The following is a 20,644-nucleotide window of genomic DNA, read 5'->3' as shown; positions in this document are numbered from 1 at the left end:
CTTATCGGTTGATGTATAAATATCCGGCTTTGTTTAGGTGATTCCCCTCATTTACGTATTTGATTATATAGAAGTAAACACCTACAGGTAGCTCAGAATCTGTGCTAAAGGTTACTCTACCATTAGAAGCGCCTCTAAATACGTTAGATTGATTATCATACCCAGCCATTTCATAGACTACCACTCCCCAACGGTTATAAATCTGTACCGTGTTGTTCGGGAAAGACTCAATGTTTTCAATCCTAAAGAAATCATTTACACCATCATTATCAGGAGTTAAAATTTCATTAGCAACGGCTATTCCTGAGCTTACCACTTCTTCATCACAACCAGCAGCTAGGGTAGGGACACCACCAATAGCATCACAAGGATCTAAAGGATCAGTACCGTCTGTTATTTCTTGACCATCTGGAATCGTATCCCCATCGGTATCTGCATTATTAGGGTCAGAACCAATAGCATCTTCTTGTGCTGTCGTCAATCCGTCTGCATCACAATCAGATTCAGGTAATGCTCTACCACCGTTATGATCACAATCATCTAAAGGATTGGTATTGTCTACAACCTCTTGACCGTCTATGATGCCATCCCCATCGGAATCAGCATTATTAGGATCTGTTCCTAAAGCAATTTCTTCACCGTCTGATAACCCATCGTTGTCAGAATCAGGATTGTCAGGATCTGTTCCTGCCGCGACCTCTTGATCTGTTGTTAATCCGTCGTTATCACAATCGCTATCCCCTAAAGGACTTCCGTTTACAGAACTACAATCATCTAATGGGTTTGTAGCATCTGTATTCACTTCTTGACCATCAGAAATACCATCTCCATCGGTATCAGGATTGCTAGGGTCTGTACCTAAAGAGGTTTCTTCGTTATCATTAATTCCATCACCATCTGTATCTACAGAAATAGTTACGCTACCTATACCTGTATTTCCTGAAGGATCGGTAACTGTAATAGAGATGACATCTTCATCTAGTAAGGTAGGGAAGCTACCAGAATCTGGTACGGCTGTTTCCGTGTCTAAACTCCAGTTACCACTAGCGTCTGTGGTTACAGTATAGGTAACATCAGGAATATTATCACCATCTGTATCCAATTCTATAAGCAAAGTTTCATTAGCATTTCCTTGACCTGTTAGGATAGGGGTAATGTCTATGGTATTAAAGCTATCTACTGTTGGATCTGAAAGGTCAAGTGTAGCTGTATCCGTCATGCTATCTGGACCAACGTTTCCTGCAACATCTGTTATGTTAGCAGTAAGGTCAATGGTACCTGCATCACCTGGATTAGGGATAATTACATCAATAAATCCAGTAGCAATATCTGTAGCAGAAAGCACTACATCTTGTGTGTTTCCATTTCCATCAGTGATGGTAACGATATCTCCAGTCACGGCATCCGCAGGAAGTGTGATACGTGCATCAATATCACCCACTAATTCGTCTTCAGAAATCAATCCGTCGTTATTGGTATCTTCCGTAATAACTACAGTTGGTGCCGTAGGAGTAAGGTTATCGAAAATTACAATTTCATTATCGGTAGAAGGATTAAGAGCGACATCGGTTACATCTGCAGTTACGGTAATGTTTCCATTATCTAGGCCAGAGATGTCTGCATCTGTTGCTGTCCACGCATTTCCAGTTACGGTAGCGGTAGTGGTAACTACAGGATTAGTACCGTCATCAAAAGTTACGGTTACTATTTGTCCGTCTTCTACATCTGTTGTTGTTCCAGAGATAGTCACATCCCCATCTTCCGAAGCATTTACAATACCATCACCTTCAATTGGCGTGGTAATATCAATAGTAGGTGTTGTATTATCTAAGATTACAATTTCATTATCGGTAGCAGGATTAAGAGCTACATCGGTTACATCTGCGGTTACGGTAATGTTTCCATTATCTAGACCAGAGATATCTGCATCTGTTGCTGTCCACGCATTTCCAGTTACGGTAGCGGTAGTGGTAACAACAGGATTAGTACCGTCATTAAAAGTTACGGTTACTGTTTGTCCGTCTTCCACGTCTGTTGTTGTTCCAGATATAGTCACATCCCCATCTTCCGAAGCATTTACAATACCATCACCTTCAATCGGCGTGGTAATATCAATAGTAGGCAGCGTATTATCTAAAACAATTGTTTCTGTATCGGTAGCAGGATTAAGAGCGACATCGGTTACATCTGCGGTTACGGTAATGTTTCCATTATCTAGGCCAGAGATATCTGCATCTGTTACTGTCCACGCATTTCCAGTTACGGTAGCGGTAGTGGTAACTACAGGATTAGTACCGTCATTAAAAGTTACGGTTACTAGTTGTCCGTCTTCTACATCTGTTGTTGTTCCAGAGATAGTTACATCTCCATCTTCCGAAGCATTTACAATACCATCACCTTCAATAGGTGTAGTAATATCAATAGTAGGCAGCGTATTATCTAAGATTACAATTTCATTATCGGTAGCAGGATTAAGAGCGACATCGGTTACATCTGCGGTTACGGTAATGTTTCCATTATCCAATCCAGAGATGTCTGCATCTGTTGCTGTCCACGCATTTCCAGTTACGGTAGCGGTAGTGGTAACAACAGGATTAGTACCATCATTAAAAGTTACGGTTACTGTTTGTCCGTCTTCTACATCTGTTGTTGTTCCAGAAATAGTCACATCTCCATCTTCCGAAGCATTTACAATACCATCACCTTCAATAGGTGTAGTAATATCAATGGTAGGCAGCGTATTATCTAAAACAATTGTTTCTGTATCTGTAGCAGGATTAAGAGCGACATCGGTTACATCTGCAGTTACGGTAATGTTTCCATTATCCAATCCAGAGATGTCTGCATCTGTTGCTGTCCACGCATTTCCAGTTACGGTAGCGGTAGTGGTAACAACAGGATTAGTACCGTCATTAAAAGTTACGGTTACTGTTTGTCCATCTTCTACATCTGTTGTTGTTCCAGATATAGTCACATCCCCATCTTCCGAAGCATTTACAATACCATCACCTTCAATAGGTGTAGTAATATCAATGGTAGGCAGCGTATTATCTAAAACAATTGTTTCTGTATCGGTAGCAGGATTAAGAGCGACATCGGTTACATCTGCAGTTACGGTAATGTTTCCATTATCCAATCCAGAGATGTCTGCATCTGTTGCTGTCCACGCATTTCCAGTTACGGTAGCGGTAGTGGTAACAACAGGATTAGTACCGTCATTAAAAGTTAGGGTTACTGTTTGTCCATCTTCTACATCTGTTGTTGTTCCAGAGATAGTCACATCTCCATCTTCCGAAGCATTTACAATACCATCACCTTCAATAGGTGTAGTAATATCAATGGTAGGCAGCGTATTATCTAAAACAATTGTTTCTGTATCTGTAGCAGGATTAAGAGCGACATCGGTTACATCTGCAGTTACGGTAATGTTTCCATTATCCAATCCAGAGATGTCTGCATCTGTTGCTGTCCACGCATTTCCAGTTACGGTAGCGGTAGTGGTAACAACAGGATTAGTACCGTCATTAAAAGTTAGGGTTACTGTTTGTCCATCTTCTACATCTGTTGTTGTTCCAGAGATAGTCACATCTCCATCTTCCGAAGCATTTACAATACCATCACCTTCAATAGGTGTAGTAATATCAATGGTAGGCAGCGTATTATCTAAAACAATTGTTTCTGTATCTGTAGCAGGATTAAGAGCGACATCGGTTACATCTGCAGTTACGGTAATGTTTCCATTATCCAATCCAGAGATGTCTGCATCTGTTGCTGTCCACGCATTTCCAGTTACGGTAGCGGTAGTGGTAACAACAGGATTAGTACCGTCATTAAAAGTTACGGTTACTGTTTGTCCATCTTCTACATCTGTTGTTGTTCCAGATATAGTCACATCCCCATCTTCCGAAGCATTTACAATACCATCACCTTCAATAGGTGTGGTAATATCAATAGTAGGTGTTGTAATGTCAATAACAGCGGTGTCAGTAGCGCTGTTAGCGCCTACATTTCCAGCAACATCGGTAATAAAAGCAGTAGCTAGTATTGTACCTCCATCACCAGGACTTGCAAACTCCACATTTACAGTTCCGTTAGAGATATCTGTTGCAGATAAGGTAACAGTTTCAGTAAAACCATTTCCATCAGTAACAGAAACAATATCTCCGGCAACAGCATCTGCAGGTAAAGTTATTTCTACACCTATATCATCAGACAGTTCACTTAGAGAGATAAACTCATCGTTATTTGTGTCTTCGGTAATTATCAATGTAGGGGCAGTAGGAGGAGTTGCATCTAAAATACTATCTCTATAATCTACTTCGGGAGTTGATGTATTTTGATTATTAGGTAACGTAGTTGGATTGTCAATGGTACCATTAGGATCAGAATAGCCGGTAGTTGCATCTGTGTTGTCATCTAAGCCATCTAAATCAGAATCATTGTTAGCTAATGTTAATCCGGCCTCGGAAGTATCATTGCCACCTTCATTGTCACTATTTAAGTCAATATAATCAGGGGTATCTGTACCATCTGTATTTTCAGGAGTTATACCTCCTAAATAAGCACTATTAACACCACTGTTTGTTGTGTAAGTTGCAGTATTGTCTGCATTTGGAGATATATATCCTGCAGTGGTTTGTGCTTCTATATTATCTGGAATTCCATCATTGTCACTATCTAAATCAAGATTGTTAGGAATATTATCATTGTCAAAATCACCGCATTGTTGAGACAATTGAATATTATCTATCAGTACGCCTGTACTTCCTGTGCCTAATAAACCAGATGATTCAATATCAATTGTTATAGATGTACCAGTAGGGTTTAATTCTAGTGCATATGTATTCCATATAACAGTTGAAATTCTATTTCCTGCTCCTGACGCTCCATTTACAGTAGCTACGCTTGAAGGTTTTAGAACAGTAAGTAACACTCTTCCTGATCCGTAATTAACATAAACACTCGCTTCAAAAGCAGCTTCAGCAGAACTAAAGTCTAAGGAGAAATCTACAGTACTGCCAGGGGTGAAACCTGTATATGTTTTTTGAATATTGGCAGGGCTCGGGGAGCCGTAAAGATCAATATGTTGAAATCCTTTACTTGAATTAAATAGATCATAAATAACATCAAAAGTTCCTCCATTTGTTACAGACCAACCTTCGATTGAAGTTTGGTTTATAAAAATATCTATTTCTCCGTCTAAATCACCGTCAGATTTACTTGGTGGGTTAGCAGTATCACTAACAAGATTTGGAATTTCGAATGAATCATTATATTCAACTACATCACATTCAACAGCATCTAAAATACCATCATTATCAGCGTCTAAATCGCAATTGTCAAACACACCATCGCCATCAGTGTCAACGGTTCCACAAGGATCATATATTGTATCATCCCTATAATCTACTTCTGGTGTATCAGGATTTTGAGTGTTAGGTAAAGATATAGGTGCATTAATAATACCATTAGGGTCCGAATAACCAGTTGTGGCATCAATATTATCATCTAAACCATCATTGTCCGCATCATTATTTGCTAATGTTAGTCCGGCTTCAGAAGTATCATTACCACCTTCATTGTCACTATCTAAGTCAATATAATCAGGGGTATCTGTACCATCTGTATTTTCAGGTGTTATACCTCCTAAATAAGCACTATTAACACCATTGTTTGTTGTGTAAGTTGTTGCATTGTCTGCATTTGGAGAAATATATCCTGCAGTGGTTTGTGCTTCTACATTATCAGGTAAGCCATCTCCATCACTATCTAAATCTAAATAGTTAGGTATACCATCTGGAGTTGTTTCTGAATCTGAAATGGTATAATTTACTGTACCAGCATCCTCATTACCAGCTCCTTGTACAGCGTCTGGAATACCATCTGTACCGACAGCACCTGTAACCTCTCCGTTAGAATGAAGAGCATTATGACCCGCTTCTACAGCATCATAAATACCGTCATTGTCAGAGTCTAAGTCTAAATGATCTGGGACATTGTCATTATCAGTATCTTTATCTGTGCAATATTGTAGTTCGTACAATTGCATTGTAACGTTTCCTGGGTTTGAAGGACTTTCTTTACCCGCTATTATTGTTATTTGTGTTACGGGACCTGGTATTGAAACAATAATGCTGTTGTTAGGAGCATTACTACCTGAAGCAGTACTGAAAGCTGACTGACCAGTGATTGTTATGTTAGCATCGGGGTTTGAAAGTATAACACTGCTGTTTGTACCTGAGTTTAATGCTTTAAAATCTGCTCTGTCAGAATTATCTAAACCTCCCCATTTAAATTGTACATTATATACGGGGCCATTAGTAAAGTCAATTGTATATACAGCAACATCACCATTTTCAAAATTTGTATTTTGTGGTTGTACATTAATATAATCGCCCGATATAGAGCCGTTACTTTGGTTACTTACTCCAGATGCCCATGTTGCTGTACCTAGAAGATCAAAACTAAAATTAGCACTAACATCATCATAAGGGTACACACTATTTATTGTTCCGGGATCGTTTGTGGTAGAAAAAGTTTGACCTAAATCTATAAAACCTGGAGAACAATTAAGTTCTTCGATATCTAGTATACCGTCATTATCATCATCTAAGTCATTAGAGTTAACATTGTCTAAAATGATACTTTCTGTATCTGAAGCAGGGTTTGCTACAACATCTTCTACGTTTGCGGTGATAGTAATAGTCCCACTGTTTAGACCTGAAATGTCTGCGTCTGTAGCTGTCCATATACCACCAATTACAGTTGCAGTTGTTGTTACAATAGGATTAACTCCATCATCAAAAGTAATAGTAACTATTTGGTTATCTTCTACATCTGTTGTAGTTCCAGAAACCGTAACATCATTATCTTCATCCGCATTTACAATACCATCTTTTTCAACAGGAGTGTCAATATTAATTGTAGGTAATTCTTTAGAACCTTTTAATGTAATTATTAAATCTGCCGTATCAGAACTTGTTCCATCTGATAGTCTATATAAAAAAGTTTCAGTTAGTGTATCTCCTGTTAGCAAACCGGCAACAGCAGGATTACTTGTATTTGGAGTATAGGTATAACTACCATCACTATTTACAATAATAGACCCGTATGTGCCAGTGTATGTAACACCTACATTAGTAGCATTGCCTTCAATTTCTGATATTACTATATTACCTGTACCACCTTGCCAATAGATGTCAGAGACACCTGCTATTTGACCTCCTTGATCTGCATCGGTTGCATCTGGACCATAACTATAGCTTAGTTTTAATTCATTTATAGGTTGTTCAAAAAACACGTTGATATTTCCTGTGGCATCACTAGGAATAGCACTTCCTATACCATAAAATGTATTGTTTCCGGCATCAACCACACCGCCAGTTGTCACAAATTTAAAATTAGAAGCAGTACCGTTTAAGGAGCCATTTATTTGAATTTGATCTTGCCAGCTTGTCCCTTGGGAAAAATCTATATCTACTAATAAGAAACCCAAGTTATATACCGGTTGGTCAAATGTAATCGTCAACTCTGTAAAATCAGAATTATTGGTTGAGGCATCAATAGCATATCCTAAATAACCCGTGTGGCCACCATTGGTGTTTGTTTGGTTTACTACTTGATTTTGGTTTGCGATTCCTATTCCTCCGGCATCTGTAGAGCTAAAATTAAGTAGTACGCCATCAATAGTCCTTGATGTTCCGTTTATTGGTGCAGAATAATCTACAAAGAAGCCCCCTGGATCGCTAAATTCTGTTTCCCATACTAAGGTTGATAAACCTCTATCTACGGAGTCAGCGCCATCTACTCCGACATCTGTAATGATATTTCCAGAAACATTGGTTTCTGTGACAACTATAATTTCATCGGTATTATCTAAAGCTACCGGGGCTTCATCAACACCATTAATAGTAATAGATAAAGTTCCATAATCAATTATTCCTAAGTTATCTCTAGCGGTGTAAGAAACAATATCAATCAACGATTCCCCGTTTTTAAGGCCTGTAATAGATGAACTTGTCTCATCTACATTGTAGGTATAATTACCATTTGATTGCATAACTATGGAACCATACAAAGTAGTATATGAATTAGAAACTTGAGTAGGGTATACATCTACTTCTGAAACTGTTAGTATATTTCCTGTATCATTTGTTAATACATTTCCAGTGACTGTACCTGTGGTGTTTGCCGCTATGCTATTAGAATCATCTACAGCATTTGGGGGAGTGGTATAGACTCTTATAATACTTTGCGCAGAAGCACTTGCCAAATTTGCATCTGTAACGGTTACTGTTGCAATTCTGTTACCATCAGTAGGTGTATTTGTTAGGTTTCCGTAGGTTATTGTATTAAAAAAAGTAATAAAGTCAGCATTTGGGATAGGGTTTCCTGATGCTTCAGTAATTGTAAAACTGTTTAGGTTCTGTACTAGTGTGATTATAGAGCTACCCACGTTATAATTTTTAGAAGCTGTAGGAGCGGTAAAATAATATAAATCTCCTAGACTTGTTATATACATCAATTCAGTACCATCAACAGTTCCTGAGAAGTCTATGGTGGCACTCAATATTGTATTGTTGTCAGAAGAAAGTGTAGGATTTTTGAATATAGCAGTGATTGAACCTGTAGTGGGTTTAAACTGTAAATCATTATCTAAACCAACTGTAGTACTATTTAAATCTAAAATAGGATCCGCAAAAAGCATACTTAAATGAGGCAGCGATGAATTCGCGATACTATCTTTATCTATACTTGGATTTGCTTCTGAGGATAATCCCGTAAAAAATGATAATATAAATAAACAAAGAACCATCATCTTTTTATTGTGTATCGTTATGGGTGGTTTTTTCATGGAAGTGTTTTTTATAGAGGATATTTAATTTTTATCATTGAAATTATCGAAATCTTCAAATTCTAAATGTCCTAAACTTTTCAGAAGCCATTATGTATCGTTCAAATACCAATAACGTAAGATGAATTTTAATTACGTACGACTTTTCTCCTAATTGGGTTTTGTTTTATTAGGATAAAAATATTTTTTGTAATTCTTTTAATTAATTATTTGTTGTGAACTATAGCTTAATTAGTTGTAAGGTATATTGTTTTTGATGTTTGAATTTTTATATAAATCATGTAAGTAATAGATTACGTAAAATAAGAAAATAAATTCTATGTTAAAATATAAAATGGTATTTAATCGAATAAAATAAAGGTTAAGTCGGAATAAAGTTACCGTTTAACAGAATTCTAATTTTAAGAAAGTAAGTTAGGTCTACAGGAATTTGAATAAATAAGTAGAAATTAAAGTGCTAAAACCGATTGATAAATTGGTTACAAATTGGCGCATTTCAATTTTAAGATTGAAAATATAAGCAAACGGATTTTATAAATTTTATGTTATTATGAAAGTGATTTTTCACACTGAAATTTCATAATTTTCAGGAAAGTAAAAGGAAATTATAAAAAATAGCAGATCTCTGAAAAACGAAAGCTGCATGTTCATATCAGAAGTTAAGCTACAAGAAAATAATATTGAAATACTGGTATGATGCTCCTAAAATATCCTATAAATGTTTTTTTAGTACAAATTAACACTTCAATTATTCGAAAGATATTGGTGACATGGTGAAAGCGAATTTACAGTACAAGTAGCTTTCATAAGACTATAATTTAGAAAAAAAACAAGAATATAGATCCATTAGTAAGAAAAGAAATCAACCAAATTTAGTGTATTAATTAGCTTTCTAAACCAATTTCACTACCTTTTTGAAGCATGAATTGATAAGCTGCATCATATTCATTTGGAATTTCGCCTTCAAGAATTGCTTCTTTAATTGCCTCTTTTATAATTCCAATTTCTTTAGATGGTTTTAAGTTAAACGTCTCCATTATTTCTTCGCCACTAATTGGTGGCTGAAAATTACGTACATGATCACGTTCTTCTACTTCAACAATTTTTTGTCTTACAAGTTTGAAGTTGTTTTGGTAGCGCTTTTGCTTTTTAGGATTTTTGGTAGTGATATCTGCTTCACATAGGGTCATTAAATCCTCAATATTCTCTCCAGCATCAAAAATTAATCTACGTACAGCAGAGTCTGTCGCAAAATCTTCCGATAAAATAATAGGTCTAGAACTCAATAAGACCATTTTTTGAACAAATTTCATTTTATCATTCAAAGGCATGCGTAACCTTTTAAATAACTTATAGACCATCTTGGAGCCTATGAATTCATGGCTATGGAAGGTCCAACCTATTTTTTTATCAAAACGTTTTGTAGGAGCTTTTCCAATATCATGGAGTAGGGCAGCCCAACGTAGCCATACGTTATCTGTGTTTTTGGCTATGTTATCAACCACTTCTAAAGTATGCCAAAAATTATCTTTATGGCGTTGTCCTTCTATCTCTTCAATACCTTGTAAGGCAGTAAGTTCTGGAAGTATATAACCTAGTAATTCTGTTTTATGTAATAATGAAAAGCCTAAAGACGGAGTTTTACTCGCTAGAATTTTATGTAGCTCATCTACAATCCGTTCTTTTGAAATAATTTTTATACGGTCTTTGTGTTCTGTGATTGCATTTAGGGATGCTTCTTCGATTTTAAAATCTAGTTGCGTAGCAAAACGGATGGAGCGCATCATTCTTAATGGATCATCAGAATAGGTAATGCCTGGAGCTAGGGGTGTTCTTATTATTTTATCTGATAAGTCTTGAATACCCTTAAAAGGATCTAGAAGCGTAGCGTAATTTTCTTCATTCAAAGAAATCGCCAAAGCATTGATAGTGAAATCTCTTCTTTTTTGATCGTCTTCTAGAGTACCGTCTTCTACGACCGGTTTTCTACTATCCTCATGGTAGCTTTCCTTACGTGCCCCAACAAATTCTAATTCAAGATCGCCATGTTTAATCATGGCCGTACCAAAATTTTTGAAAACAGAAACTTCTGGTTTTCCTTTTAGCTTACTAGCTACTTTTTTGGCAAGTGCTATACCACTGCCAATGGCAACGATATCAATATCTTTAGCCGTACCTCTTTCTAGGAGGTAGTCACGTACAAAACCACCAATAACATAACAGTCTAGGTTTAACTCTTTTGCTGCATTAGAAATTACTTTAAATACTGGATTAGTTAGGGCTTGCTCGTGATTTGTCTGCGTCATGCTATTCTCGGATAATTTTTACAACTCCATCATTTCCGAGTTTAATAATAGAGGAAGGTGTTTCTGAATTTTTATCTTGGTGCAAATTTACCACATAGTCTACACCTTTTAAAATTGCACCGCTAATTTCTTTAAAAGTTTGCGGTGTTGGTTCTCCTGCAATATTTGCCGAGGTAGAAACAATGGGTTTTTTAAATTTGTTAATCAGGTATTGGCAAAACTTATCTGAAGCGATACGAATAGCTAAGGTGTTATCTTCTGCAACTAAATTTTTAGCAACTCCTTTAGGAGCGTCATACACTATGGTAGTAGGTTTTGTGGCTAAATCTATGATGTCATAAGCTACCTCTGGTACTGCGCTTACATGCTTTTCTAACATAAAATCATTAGCGACTAAACAAATCATTGTTTTAGTGTTCGCCCGCTTTTTTAGTGCATATATTTTAGCAACGGCTTCCTCATTAGTAGCATCACAACCAATACCCCATACTGTATCTGTGGGGTACAGAATTAGCCCTCCATTAGAAAGAATTTCGATACATTTATTTATTTCTTCCTGCATGATAAAATTTTTAGGGCTCAAAAATAACCTTTTAATAACGATTAAAATAAATCTTTTTCGAGATGTTTTAGTGCAAATGAGATAATAATAGGGCTCTAAAAGCTGTTATAGCAATGTTTTTTTGATGTAATTTGTAGTAGAAATGCAATTACAGCTATTTTAAAAGTGTACTATGAAGGAGAAATTGTCTGTTTTTATTATTACGTTCAATGAGGAGCGAATTATAGATAAATGTCTGAATAAGCTTTCTTGGGCCGATGAAATTATTGTGGTAGACTCAGGAAGCACAGATGCCACTATAGAGATTTGTAAAAAATATCAGGTAAAATTATTTCATAAAGATTTTGAAGGTTTTGGCACCCAAAAGCAATTTGCTTTGGAACAAACTACCCATAATTGGGTGCTTAGCATAGATGCTGATGAAATTTTAACGGATGAATTAATAGCCGAAATACAAGGAGTGCTTACTTCTGGCACCACCAACAGCGGGTTTTATTTAAAAAGGAAGCACGTTTTTTTAGGTAAAGTTTTTGAATATGGTCCTGAGAGTAAGGAATATATCTTGCGTTTCTTTAAAAAGAATATGGGTAAGTTTGACGGTAAAAAAGTACATGAAAATGTTGTTTTAGAAGGACCGTCAGATAAGTTGAAAAATGATTTTCTTCATTTTACGACGCGTTCATTAGACAATTATATAGAAAAGCTGTCGAATTACGCTTCTATCTTCTCAGAAGGAAAATACCTTAAAAATAAACGTTATGGAATAGCATATATTTTTATAAAAGTAAAATTTGAATTTTTTAAAAAATACTTCCTGGAGCTTAATTTCTTAAATGGTCAAGAAGGATTCTATTGGTCTTATTTAGCAGCGTATTATATGGGGATTAAATACATGAAAACTAACGAACAATATAAGCAGGTAAAAAAACAGTTGATGTTTTAAGGCTGATTCTCTTTTCGTAACCTTTTGAGTTCACTATACCTATTATAAATTCCCAAAGCCATTAAGTAGCTTAAGACAATTCCCTTCTTTCCGTCTAAAAAGCCTAAGCCAATTACATAGTGTTTAAAAAAACGAAATGCTGGTTTTACTATAAAGTGAAATGCTGTAGGTTTTTTGTTTTTAGCCAATAATTCTTTGGCTTGCATGCTGGTATATTTTAATCGCTTATTTTTGAACTCCTCGTAGTTGTTGTAGGAATAATGGATGAGTTTATTTTTTAACACTTTAGATTCTCCGTCTACCAACAGGGTTTCGTGTACTGTTTTAGTAAGGTCAAATTTTACTTTAGATTTTTGGAATAGCCTATAGTTTTTATCAGATTGTGTTCCAGTAAAACGCATCCGCTGTTTTTCGAACATAAATATTCTTAAAAAGTAATAAGCAGCTGCTTTCTTTTGATCAGAATTTACAGTTTTTAGTACTTCATTTTTCAAGGCATCTGTTAGCCGCTCATCAGCATCAATAAATAAAACCCAATTGTGTTTAGCTTGTGCTAAGGCATAAGCTTTCTGATCTGTAAAATCTTCAAAAGGTCTTTGAATTAAATGAATGTTGTTAAATGCTTTTAGCTTTTCAATGGTCGTATCCGTACTAAAAGAATCTACAACTATGATCTCGTCTGCAAATTGTAAATTCTCTAAAACACCATTGATATGGTCTTCTTCATTGTAGGTAATGACCAGCGCCGAAATTTTATTTTTTTTAGGCCCTGTAAATATGTCTTTCGTTGGTGTTCCAAAGATTTTATGTATTTTTTTCTTTCTTAAAAACGATAACTTTCTTTCGTTTGGCACACCATTTTTTGCAATATACTCTTGGGTAGTTTGCACCATTCGCGCTGCAGATTTTCCATCTTTATACGGGTGGTACTGTTCATTCAACTTTTTTCTTTCAGGAGCATACGTATCATGCTCTAGCGTGGCTTTAACCTTGCCAACTAACCCTTCATAAGATTTAATATCTAGCCACTGTATGTTTTCAGAGATATTTTTAAAGGTAATTACTGGTTTATCTAACAATAAAAACTCATAAATAACAGAAGAAGTATCACTGATCATTAGATCTGCCAGCAATAACGATTCGGTAATATTTTTATCTTCTTTAAAAAGAATATTAGGTACTTCTTTGGATAGTTTTTTATACGCTGCTACCCATTTTTGATCCATTAAATCATGAAATTTAAGCAGCAGGAGATAGCCTGTACTTATGGCTAATTCTCTAATTTGCTCTAGTAAATAAGGTGCAGAAGTTAGGCTAGGAGAGAAGGTAGGGGCATATAAAATAATTTTACCTGTTTGATAGTCCTTTAAAAGTGTCTCTTTTTCTTTCTGATATTCATGAACAGCTGTATGGTAAATATCTAATTTAGGCCAGCCCGTTTCTACAACGTCAAAATCTTGATGTTGCGCTTTAAATCTATTAAACTTTTCTGTAAAATAGGGTCCTTGTGTAAGGTACAAATCAAAATAATGGCGGATTCTAAAGTGGCCCTTTTTTTCACCTGCCAAGCCATGAAATATTTGCACTTTCACGCCTCGTAGATAATAAGGGACTTCATTACCAGGAGCAAATATAGCATCACTTTCAAACAATTGAAGGTCTAAAATACTCGTCGTAAAGTTTTCTTTTTTGAAAGGGAATGTATCTAATAACTTAGGTGCTATAAACCAGATATACTCATGATTTTCCTTTTGCAATACATCTCTAATGGGAGCTAAAATCCCAAAAGCATAGGCATTCTGACAAAAAAGAATAGTTTTCATTATTCTAGTAGCTTATTGGCGTTATCTAAATCTTCTTGAAAATCTACTTCCATACAATTGAATTGTGAAATATCAACAGCACATACTTCTAGACCATCTTTTTCAATGGCAATTTCAATGCCGCGTTCAAAATAGTCATTGGCATCGCATTCTTCTAGTCTAGCAATAAAGCTATTAATATCTTTGGAAGCAATATAATTAATACCAACCGCTTCTCCTAGTCCGCCTTTTACCGTTTTTGATAGTTCTTTAATAAATCCATTTTCCAGGGTGTATTTAACTTCTTCATCGGCCACTTTACTGGTGTTTACAGCAACAAAAGACTGTTTCTTTTTGATAAATGGATTTAAGACGTCAAATAATTTTTCGTCGAAAACAACATCGCCGTTCATCCAAAGAACAGATTTATCCTTAAATTTTCTTAACGCTCTTAATAAGCTTTTAGAGGTATTTGTAGTATCAAAAAGAGGATTGTAGATATAGCTTACCTCTGGAAAACGTTCCATGATTAAGTCTTTTTTAAAACCTACTACTACATTAATGTCTTCTACAGAGTAGTAAGAATTTATATTATCTACCTGCATTTGCATGATACTTTTTCCATTCACCAAAGGCGTTAAAGGTTTAGGAAACGGATTTCCCAATCTTGACCCCATTCCGGCAGCTAGTATCACTATTTTCATAATCAAAGTATATTTTAAACTTGTAAAATAGTTACAAGAACAATCGTTTTTATAGGTTGGCAAACCTAAAAAAAAATGGCCTGTATAAATAATATTTTAAGGTATTTATGTGAAAACGATTTTAAAAAAAAATCTCCCTTAGGCTATTAAAACCATGGGAGATTATTCTTAAAATAGTCGTTTGTAGCCTTATACCGCTACATCATATTCTCTAAGGGCATCATTTAGAGACGTTTTTTTGTTGGTACTTTCTTTACGCGTACCTATAATTAATGCACAAGGAACATTGTATTCTCCTGCAGGGAATTTTTTAGTATAGCTTCCCGGTATTACAACAGATCTTGCTGGTACTAAACCTTTGCGTTCTACAGGGGTATCTCCAGTAACATCTATAATTTTAGTAGATGCTGTAAGTACAACATTTGCACCTAAAACAGCTTCTTTTTCTACACGTACGCCTTCTACTACAATACATCTAGAACCAACAAATACATTGTCTTCTATGATGACAGGAGAGGCTTGTAATGGTTCTAAAACACCACCAATACCAACGCCACCACTAAGGTGAACGTTTTTACCTATTTGAGCACAACTACCAACGGTAGCCCAAGTATCTACCATAGTACCTTCATCTACGTAAGCACCTATATTTACATAACTCGGCATTAAAATAGTTCCAGCAGAAATATAAGCTCCATGTCTTGCTGTTGCTCCTGGTACCACACGTATTCCTTTTTCTTTATATCCTTTTTTCAAAGGCATTTTATCGTGATATTCAAAAATACCCGCTTCAAGAGTTTCCATTTTTTGAATTGGGAAATAAAGTACTACGGCCTTTTTTACCCACTCATTTATTTGCCATCCGTCTGTTGTAGGTTCTGCACAACGCAATTTTCCGTCATCTAATAAGTCTATTACTGAGCGTATTGCAGTTTGTGTCTTCTCTTCTTTCAATAAATCTCGGTTGTCCCAAGCTTTTTCTATTTGCTCTCTTAATTCAGTCATTTTACGCTAAAATTTTCTCAAATATAAGTCCTACGCGCTAATTATTCGCGGGAATTTATAGTTATAACAATTTATCCTTTATTTTTGCAAAAAATATAATTTAGATGGCACGGATTGTTGCACTTGATTTTGGTAAAGTTAGAACAGGAATTGCTGTTACCGATGAGTTACAATTAATTGCATCAGGATTATCTACGGTAGCCACTAAGGAATTGATTGATTTTTTAAAAAACTATATTGCAACAGAAAGTGTTGAATGTATTGTAGTTGGTGAGCCTAAACAAATGAATAATCAGGTGTCAGAATCTGAGGCGTTGATACTTCCTTTTCTAGAGAAATTGAAAGCAAGTTTTCCAGCGATGAGAATAGAACGCCAAGATGAGCGTTTTACGTCTAAAATGGCTTTTCAAACAATGATTGATAGTGGCCTGAAAAAGAAACAAAGAAGAGATAAGGCTCTAGTTGATGAGATTAGTGCTACCATTATTTTACAAGCATATTTAAACAGAATTTAATACAATGATATTACCCATTATAGCGTACGGAGATCCAGTTTTACGAAAAGTAGGAACTGATATTACAAATGAGTATCCTAAACTTGAAACCTTAGTTGAAAATATGTGGGAAACCATGTATAATGCGAGTGGCGTTGGTTTGGCTGCACCACAAATTGGTTTGCCTATTCGCTTATTTGTTATTGATACCACGCCATTCTCTGAGGATGAAGATTTAGCTCCAGAAGATCAGAAAGCATTAAATGGTTTTAAAAAGGTTTTTATTAATGCCAAGATAGAGGAGGAGACTGGAGATGAATGGAATTTCAACGAAGGTTGTTTAAGTATTCCGGATATTCGCGAAGATGTGAATAGAAAAGAAACTATTAAAATTACTTACTTGGATGAGAATTTTAATGAGAAAAGTGAAACCTATGGGGGTTTATTAGCAAGAGTTATTCAACATGAATACGATCATATTGAAGGAATTTTGTTTACAGACAAGCTTTCAAGTCTTAAAAAACGTTTATTAAAAGGTAAATTAAGTAATATTTCTAAAGGAAAAATTAATGCAGATTACCGCATGCGTTTCCCTGATATGAAAAAAGGAAGGTAATCTAGTTTTTTTATTACCGTAAAAGTTTAATATTTGTCCAGAAATTAAAATAATACATGAGTTTAGATAAAATTTTATCCATAGGAGGAAAACCAGGTTTGTTTAAATTATTAACACAAACTAGAGCTGGTTTTGTAGCAGAATCGTTATTAGATGGTAAAAAAATTACAGTAGGTTTTAAGAACAACGTAAGTGTTCTTTCTGAAATTGCTATTTATACACTAGATGCAGAAATTCCGCTTCGCGAAGTGTTTAAGAAAATTCAAGAAAAAGAGAATGGAGAAAAAACTCCAGTTTCTCATAAAGATGATAAGTTAAAATTGGAGGAGTACTTTTTTGAGATACTTCCTAATTATGATGAAGATAGAGTGTATGCTAGTGATATTAAGAAAGTAATTCAGTGGTATAATATGCTTCAAGAGCAAGGAATTACAGATTTTGAGGTTAAAGAAGAAGTAAAAGAAGCAGCAAAGGAAGAAGGAGGAGAGTAAACCTATTCACTTTAAAACCAGTTGTTTGAAAAGGCAACGAATATGAATTTTCATATTCGTTGCCTTTTTTTGTTAAAATCTATCTATTTCAAATTCCTTTATCTACAGTTTATTGCTATTCGTCTATGGTTTTATCGTAGTGGCGGCTTTATTCCTGATGTTATCACACAAAAAGAGGAGTTTTGAGACCTAATAATGATTTATTACAAATCAAAAACAAGATAGTATGGCAGCAGTAGAAGGAGAATTCGATAGAGATCTTAGAGGTGCTTTTTTTAATATGGCCTATTCGCCATTTGTTATTTTAAATAAGGATCTGAATTTTGTAGATATTAATCAAGCAGCTCTAACGGCTATCAAAATTAAGAGAGAAGATTTTATAGGAAGAAATTTATTAGATTTTTTTCCGTATTTAAAAGAGAATGAAAGATATCAGTTATATAAGGATGTTTTAGTAACAGGTAAGCCTGTCGGTTTTGATGAAGTTTCTTTTCATACCGATGCCGGAGTACTTAAATTCATGATAAAAGCCTTCAAGATTGGTGATTATTTAGGCATGAGTACGTTAAATGTCACGAATTTAACGAACACTATAGATCAACTAAAAACAACAAAAGTAAACTTACAGACTGTAAACGATAATCTTAAACGCAAAAATCAAGAGTTAGAAGAGTTTTCTTATGTAGCGGCACATGATTTAAGATCGCCACTTACTAATATTCATAGCTTGTTAGATATGTTACAGAATGAGAATGCTATTTCTGAAGCAGGTATGCCGGTATTTGATAAAGTACAGCAGGTAGCCAAACAAATGTGCGATAAACTTAGGGCTTTAAATTCTGTAATTGCTTTGAAAACGAAATCGGATGATAAAAAAGAGCTTCTAAGTTTTTCTAAAATTATTGAAAAAATAAAAGTTAATCACGCTGAGGAAATAGTACAGAGTAGGACAATAATTAAAGAAGATTTTGCCCGTGCGCCTAACATAGATTATAATGTAATTCAGTTAGAAAGTATTTTGCAAAACTTAGTATCTAATGCGATAAAATTTAGAAACCCAAACAGGAAACCTGTTATTCTTATTAAAACAGCCTTAGTTAAAGAGCGGTTGGTTTTATCGGTTAAAGACAACGGATTAGGGTTTGAGCAAGCTACTGATCCGAATAAAATCTTTGGATTGTTTAAAAGAATGCACACCCATGTAGATGGACTTGGAGTAGGACTTTATGTTACAAATTCTATTATTACAAATAATGGGGGTGCTATTGGTGTTACAAGTGAAATAAATAAAGGAACTGAATTTAAAATTACATTTTAATGGAAAATCAAACTAGTAGCGTTTTCAAAATACTGTTGGTGGAAGATGATGAAATTACCAATTACATAACTACCACAAAATTAAAAAATATAGGCTTTGAAAATGTTGACGCTGTGTTAAACGGGGAGTTGGCACTAGAATATTTAGCGAAGGAACAACCTAATCTAATATTTTTAGACGTTAACATGCCAGTCATGGACGGCTTTGAATTTTTAGACTCAACGGAAGTCCAAAATCAATACTCAGACATCCCCATTGTCCTATTAACATCCTCTAGTAGGCCCAAAGACAAAGAAATGGCTTCTAGGTATAGCAATGTCATAGAGTACTTAGAAAAGCCACTAAATTATGAGAAAATGAAAAAAATTCTACTAGCCATCAATAAGTAGATAGGCTTAGGGGTACTTAATTAAAAAGAATACAAACAGGCGTAGGAGCTTCAATTTCTGAAACAAATGTCAATAACCCCGTTTGTGCATTTCTTTTAAAAGAAATTAGATTATTGGTGTCTTGATTGGCTACAATTAAATAAGTGCCTTCTGGCGTTAATGAAAAATTCCTTGGATTCTCTCCACGGCAAGATTCATAACCAATTAAGCTTAAGTCACCACTATCTTCATGTATACTAAAAATGGCAATACTATCATGGCCTCGGTTTGAAGCGTAAAGGAATTTACCGTCCTCAGAAATATGGATGTCGGCACTCTTTGTTGGCTCTTTAAAACCCTCAGGAATAGAAGAAATTGTTTGCTTTTTTTCATAGATGCCGTCCGCTGATTTAGCAACCCTAGTGATGGTATTATCTAATTCATTTAAAACATATAGCATCTTTTTAGTAGGATGTTGTGCCAAATGTCTTGGTCCCGCACCTTCTGCCATAGGTAATCTAAAAGGAGCTACGGAATCTAGTGTATTCGTAGTGGTATTGATACTTGAAAACCAAAGCTCATTAGTTCCTAAATCTACTGCAATAACAGTGTTTTCATCAAACCAAGCAGAATGCGCGTGCGGTCCTTTTTGCCTCGCTGTAGTTCCTTGGCCACTATGTTGTTGCGTATCTAATAAATCAGTCAGTTTTCCGGCAGAATCTATTTTTAATAAGCCCACAGAGCCACTACTGTAATTTGCCGCTAAAACGTATCCTTTATCGTTAATAGCAACATGACAAGGATGTGCACCACCTGATGAACTCATGTTCTTGAAAAGTAAAGTATCTTTCTCAATTTGATAAGAACTTACAAAGCCGGTGTTTTTTTCGGCTACTTCATTTACGGTTAAAAGAAATTTTTTGTCTGGGCTCAAGGCTAAAAACGACGGATTATTTGTTGTAGCCGCCAAGCCTATTTTAGCTAATTTTCCATCGGCCGAAAGGCTGTATTTATAAATGCCCTTACTTTCTTTATCCGTATAGGTGCCTACATAAAAAGTAGCATCTTGTGCCGTTTCTTGTGCCACTTCTGGTGTGTTTTGAATAGGTTTGGTTTCTGTTTTACAACTTGTAAGCATAATTACTATTAAAAAAAAGATAGAATACTTCATTGAGTGGGTT

The 20,644-nt window shown here is 35.3% G+C and carries 13 protein-coding genes; 6 read left to right on the top strand and 7 right to left on the bottom strand.

The features are described 5' to 3' along the window. Position 1 precedes the first annotated feature (1 nt). The 3 genes from M666_RS18935 to M666_RS18925 form a co-directional block, all read right to left on the bottom strand. Positions 2–8,854, bottom strand: coding sequence for a T9SS type B sorting domain-containing protein (locus M666_RS18935; protein ID WP_082007934.1), 8,853 nt, complete (start codon positions 8,852–8,854; stop codon positions 2–4). 884 nt (positions 8,855–9,738) lie between these two features. After that, entirely contained in the window at positions 9,739–11,160 is a 1,422-nt protein-coding gene (locus tag M666_RS18930; RefSeq protein ID WP_029445600.1) for a CCA tRNA nucleotidyltransferase, read from the bottom strand. Position 11,161: 1 nt separating this feature from the next. Beyond that, positions 11,162–11,722: an L-threonylcarbamoyladenylate synthase gene (locus M666_RS18925; RefSeq protein ID WP_024479678.1), complete on the bottom strand. Its 561-nt coding sequence runs from the start codon at positions 11,720–11,722 to the stop codon at positions 11,162–11,164. A gap of 172 nt (positions 11,723–11,894) precedes the next feature. Here M666_RS18925 and M666_RS18920 point away from each other — a divergent pair, with 172 nt between their 5' ends. Beyond that, the gene (locus M666_RS18920; protein WP_029445601.1) at positions 11,895–12,665 is read left to right on the top strand and encodes a glycosyltransferase family 2 protein; all 771 of its coding nucleotides are present in this window, start codon (positions 11,895–11,897) and stop codon (positions 12,663–12,665) included. Here M666_RS18920 and M666_RS20880 read toward each other — a convergent pair. The 3 genes from M666_RS20880 to M666_RS18905 form a co-directional block, all read right to left on the bottom strand. Then, complete coding sequence (locus tag M666_RS20880) at positions 12,662–14,488, bottom strand: CDP-glycerol glycerophosphotransferase family protein (protein ID WP_029445602.1); 1,827 nt, start codon at positions 14,486–14,488, stop codon at positions 12,662–12,664. The genes M666_RS18920 and M666_RS20880 overlap by 4 nt on opposite strands. Beyond that, positions 14,488–15,171 carry a phosphocholine cytidylyltransferase family protein gene (locus M666_RS18910; protein ID WP_173399761.1) on the bottom strand — a complete coding sequence of 228 codons (684 nt, stop codon included), beginning with the start codon at positions 15,169–15,171 and terminating at the stop codon, positions 14,488–14,490. The genes M666_RS20880 and M666_RS18910 overlap by 1 nt, the downstream gene beginning before the upstream one ends. 189 nt (positions 15,172–15,360) lie before the next feature. Then, entirely contained in the window at positions 15,361–16,176 is an 816-nt protein-coding gene (locus tag M666_RS18905; protein WP_029445603.1) for a 2,3,4,5-tetrahydropyridine-2,6-dicarboxylate N-succinyltransferase, read from the bottom strand. A gap of 104 nt (positions 16,177–16,280) precedes the next feature. Between M666_RS18905 and ruvX the strand changes: the two genes are divergently transcribed. The 5 genes from ruvX to M666_RS18880 all read left to right on the top strand — a co-directional run bounded on the left by ruvX (position 16,281) and on the right by M666_RS18880 (position 19,484). Next, positions 16,281–16,691, top strand: coding sequence for a Holliday junction resolvase RuvX (ruvX, locus tag M666_RS18900; RefSeq protein ID WP_029445604.1), 411 nt, complete (start codon positions 16,281–16,283; stop codon positions 16,689–16,691). Between the two features lie 4 nt (positions 16,692–16,695). Then, positions 16,696–17,286 (top strand): peptide deformylase, encoded by a 591-nt coding sequence (gene def / locus M666_RS18895; protein ID WP_029445605.1) that lies wholly within the window; start codon positions 16,696–16,698, stop codon positions 17,284–17,286. A gap of 56 nt (positions 17,287–17,342) precedes the next feature. Beyond that, on the top strand, positions 17,343–17,777 hold the full coding sequence (locus tag M666_RS18890) for a DUF5606 family protein (protein ID WP_029445606.1): 435 nt from the start codon (positions 17,343–17,345) through the stop codon (positions 17,775–17,777). A 226-nt stretch (positions 17,778–18,003) separates the two neighbouring features. Further along, the gene (locus tag M666_RS18885) at positions 18,004–19,095 is read left to right on the top strand and encodes a sensor histidine kinase (protein ID WP_029445607.1); all 1,092 of its coding nucleotides are present in this window, start codon (positions 18,004–18,006) and stop codon (positions 19,093–19,095) included. Beyond that, the gene (locus tag M666_RS18880) at positions 19,095–19,484 is read left to right on the top strand and encodes a response regulator (protein WP_029445608.1); all 390 of its coding nucleotides are present in this window, start codon (positions 19,095–19,097) and stop codon (positions 19,482–19,484) included. Before M666_RS18885 ends, M666_RS18880 begins: the two co-directional genes overlap by 1 nt. Positions 19,485–19,500: 16 nt before the next feature. Here the strand turns inward: M666_RS18880 and M666_RS18875 are convergent, their stop codons facing one another. Further along, the gene (locus M666_RS18875) at positions 19,501–20,601 is read right to left on the bottom strand and encodes a lactonase family protein (protein ID WP_226989934.1); all 1,101 of its coding nucleotides are present in this window, start codon (positions 20,599–20,601) and stop codon (positions 19,501–19,503) included. Positions 20,602–20,644: the final 43 nt, after the last annotated feature.

The sequence above is a fragment of the Cellulophaga baltica 18 genome (genome assembly GCF_000468615.2).
GTDB lineage: Bacteria > Bacteroidota > Bacteroidia > Flavobacteriales > Flavobacteriaceae > Cellulophaga > Cellulophaga baltica.
The sequence above is the reverse complement of the archived record's forward strand: the minus strand, read 5'-3'. Positions and strand labels throughout refer to the sequence as shown.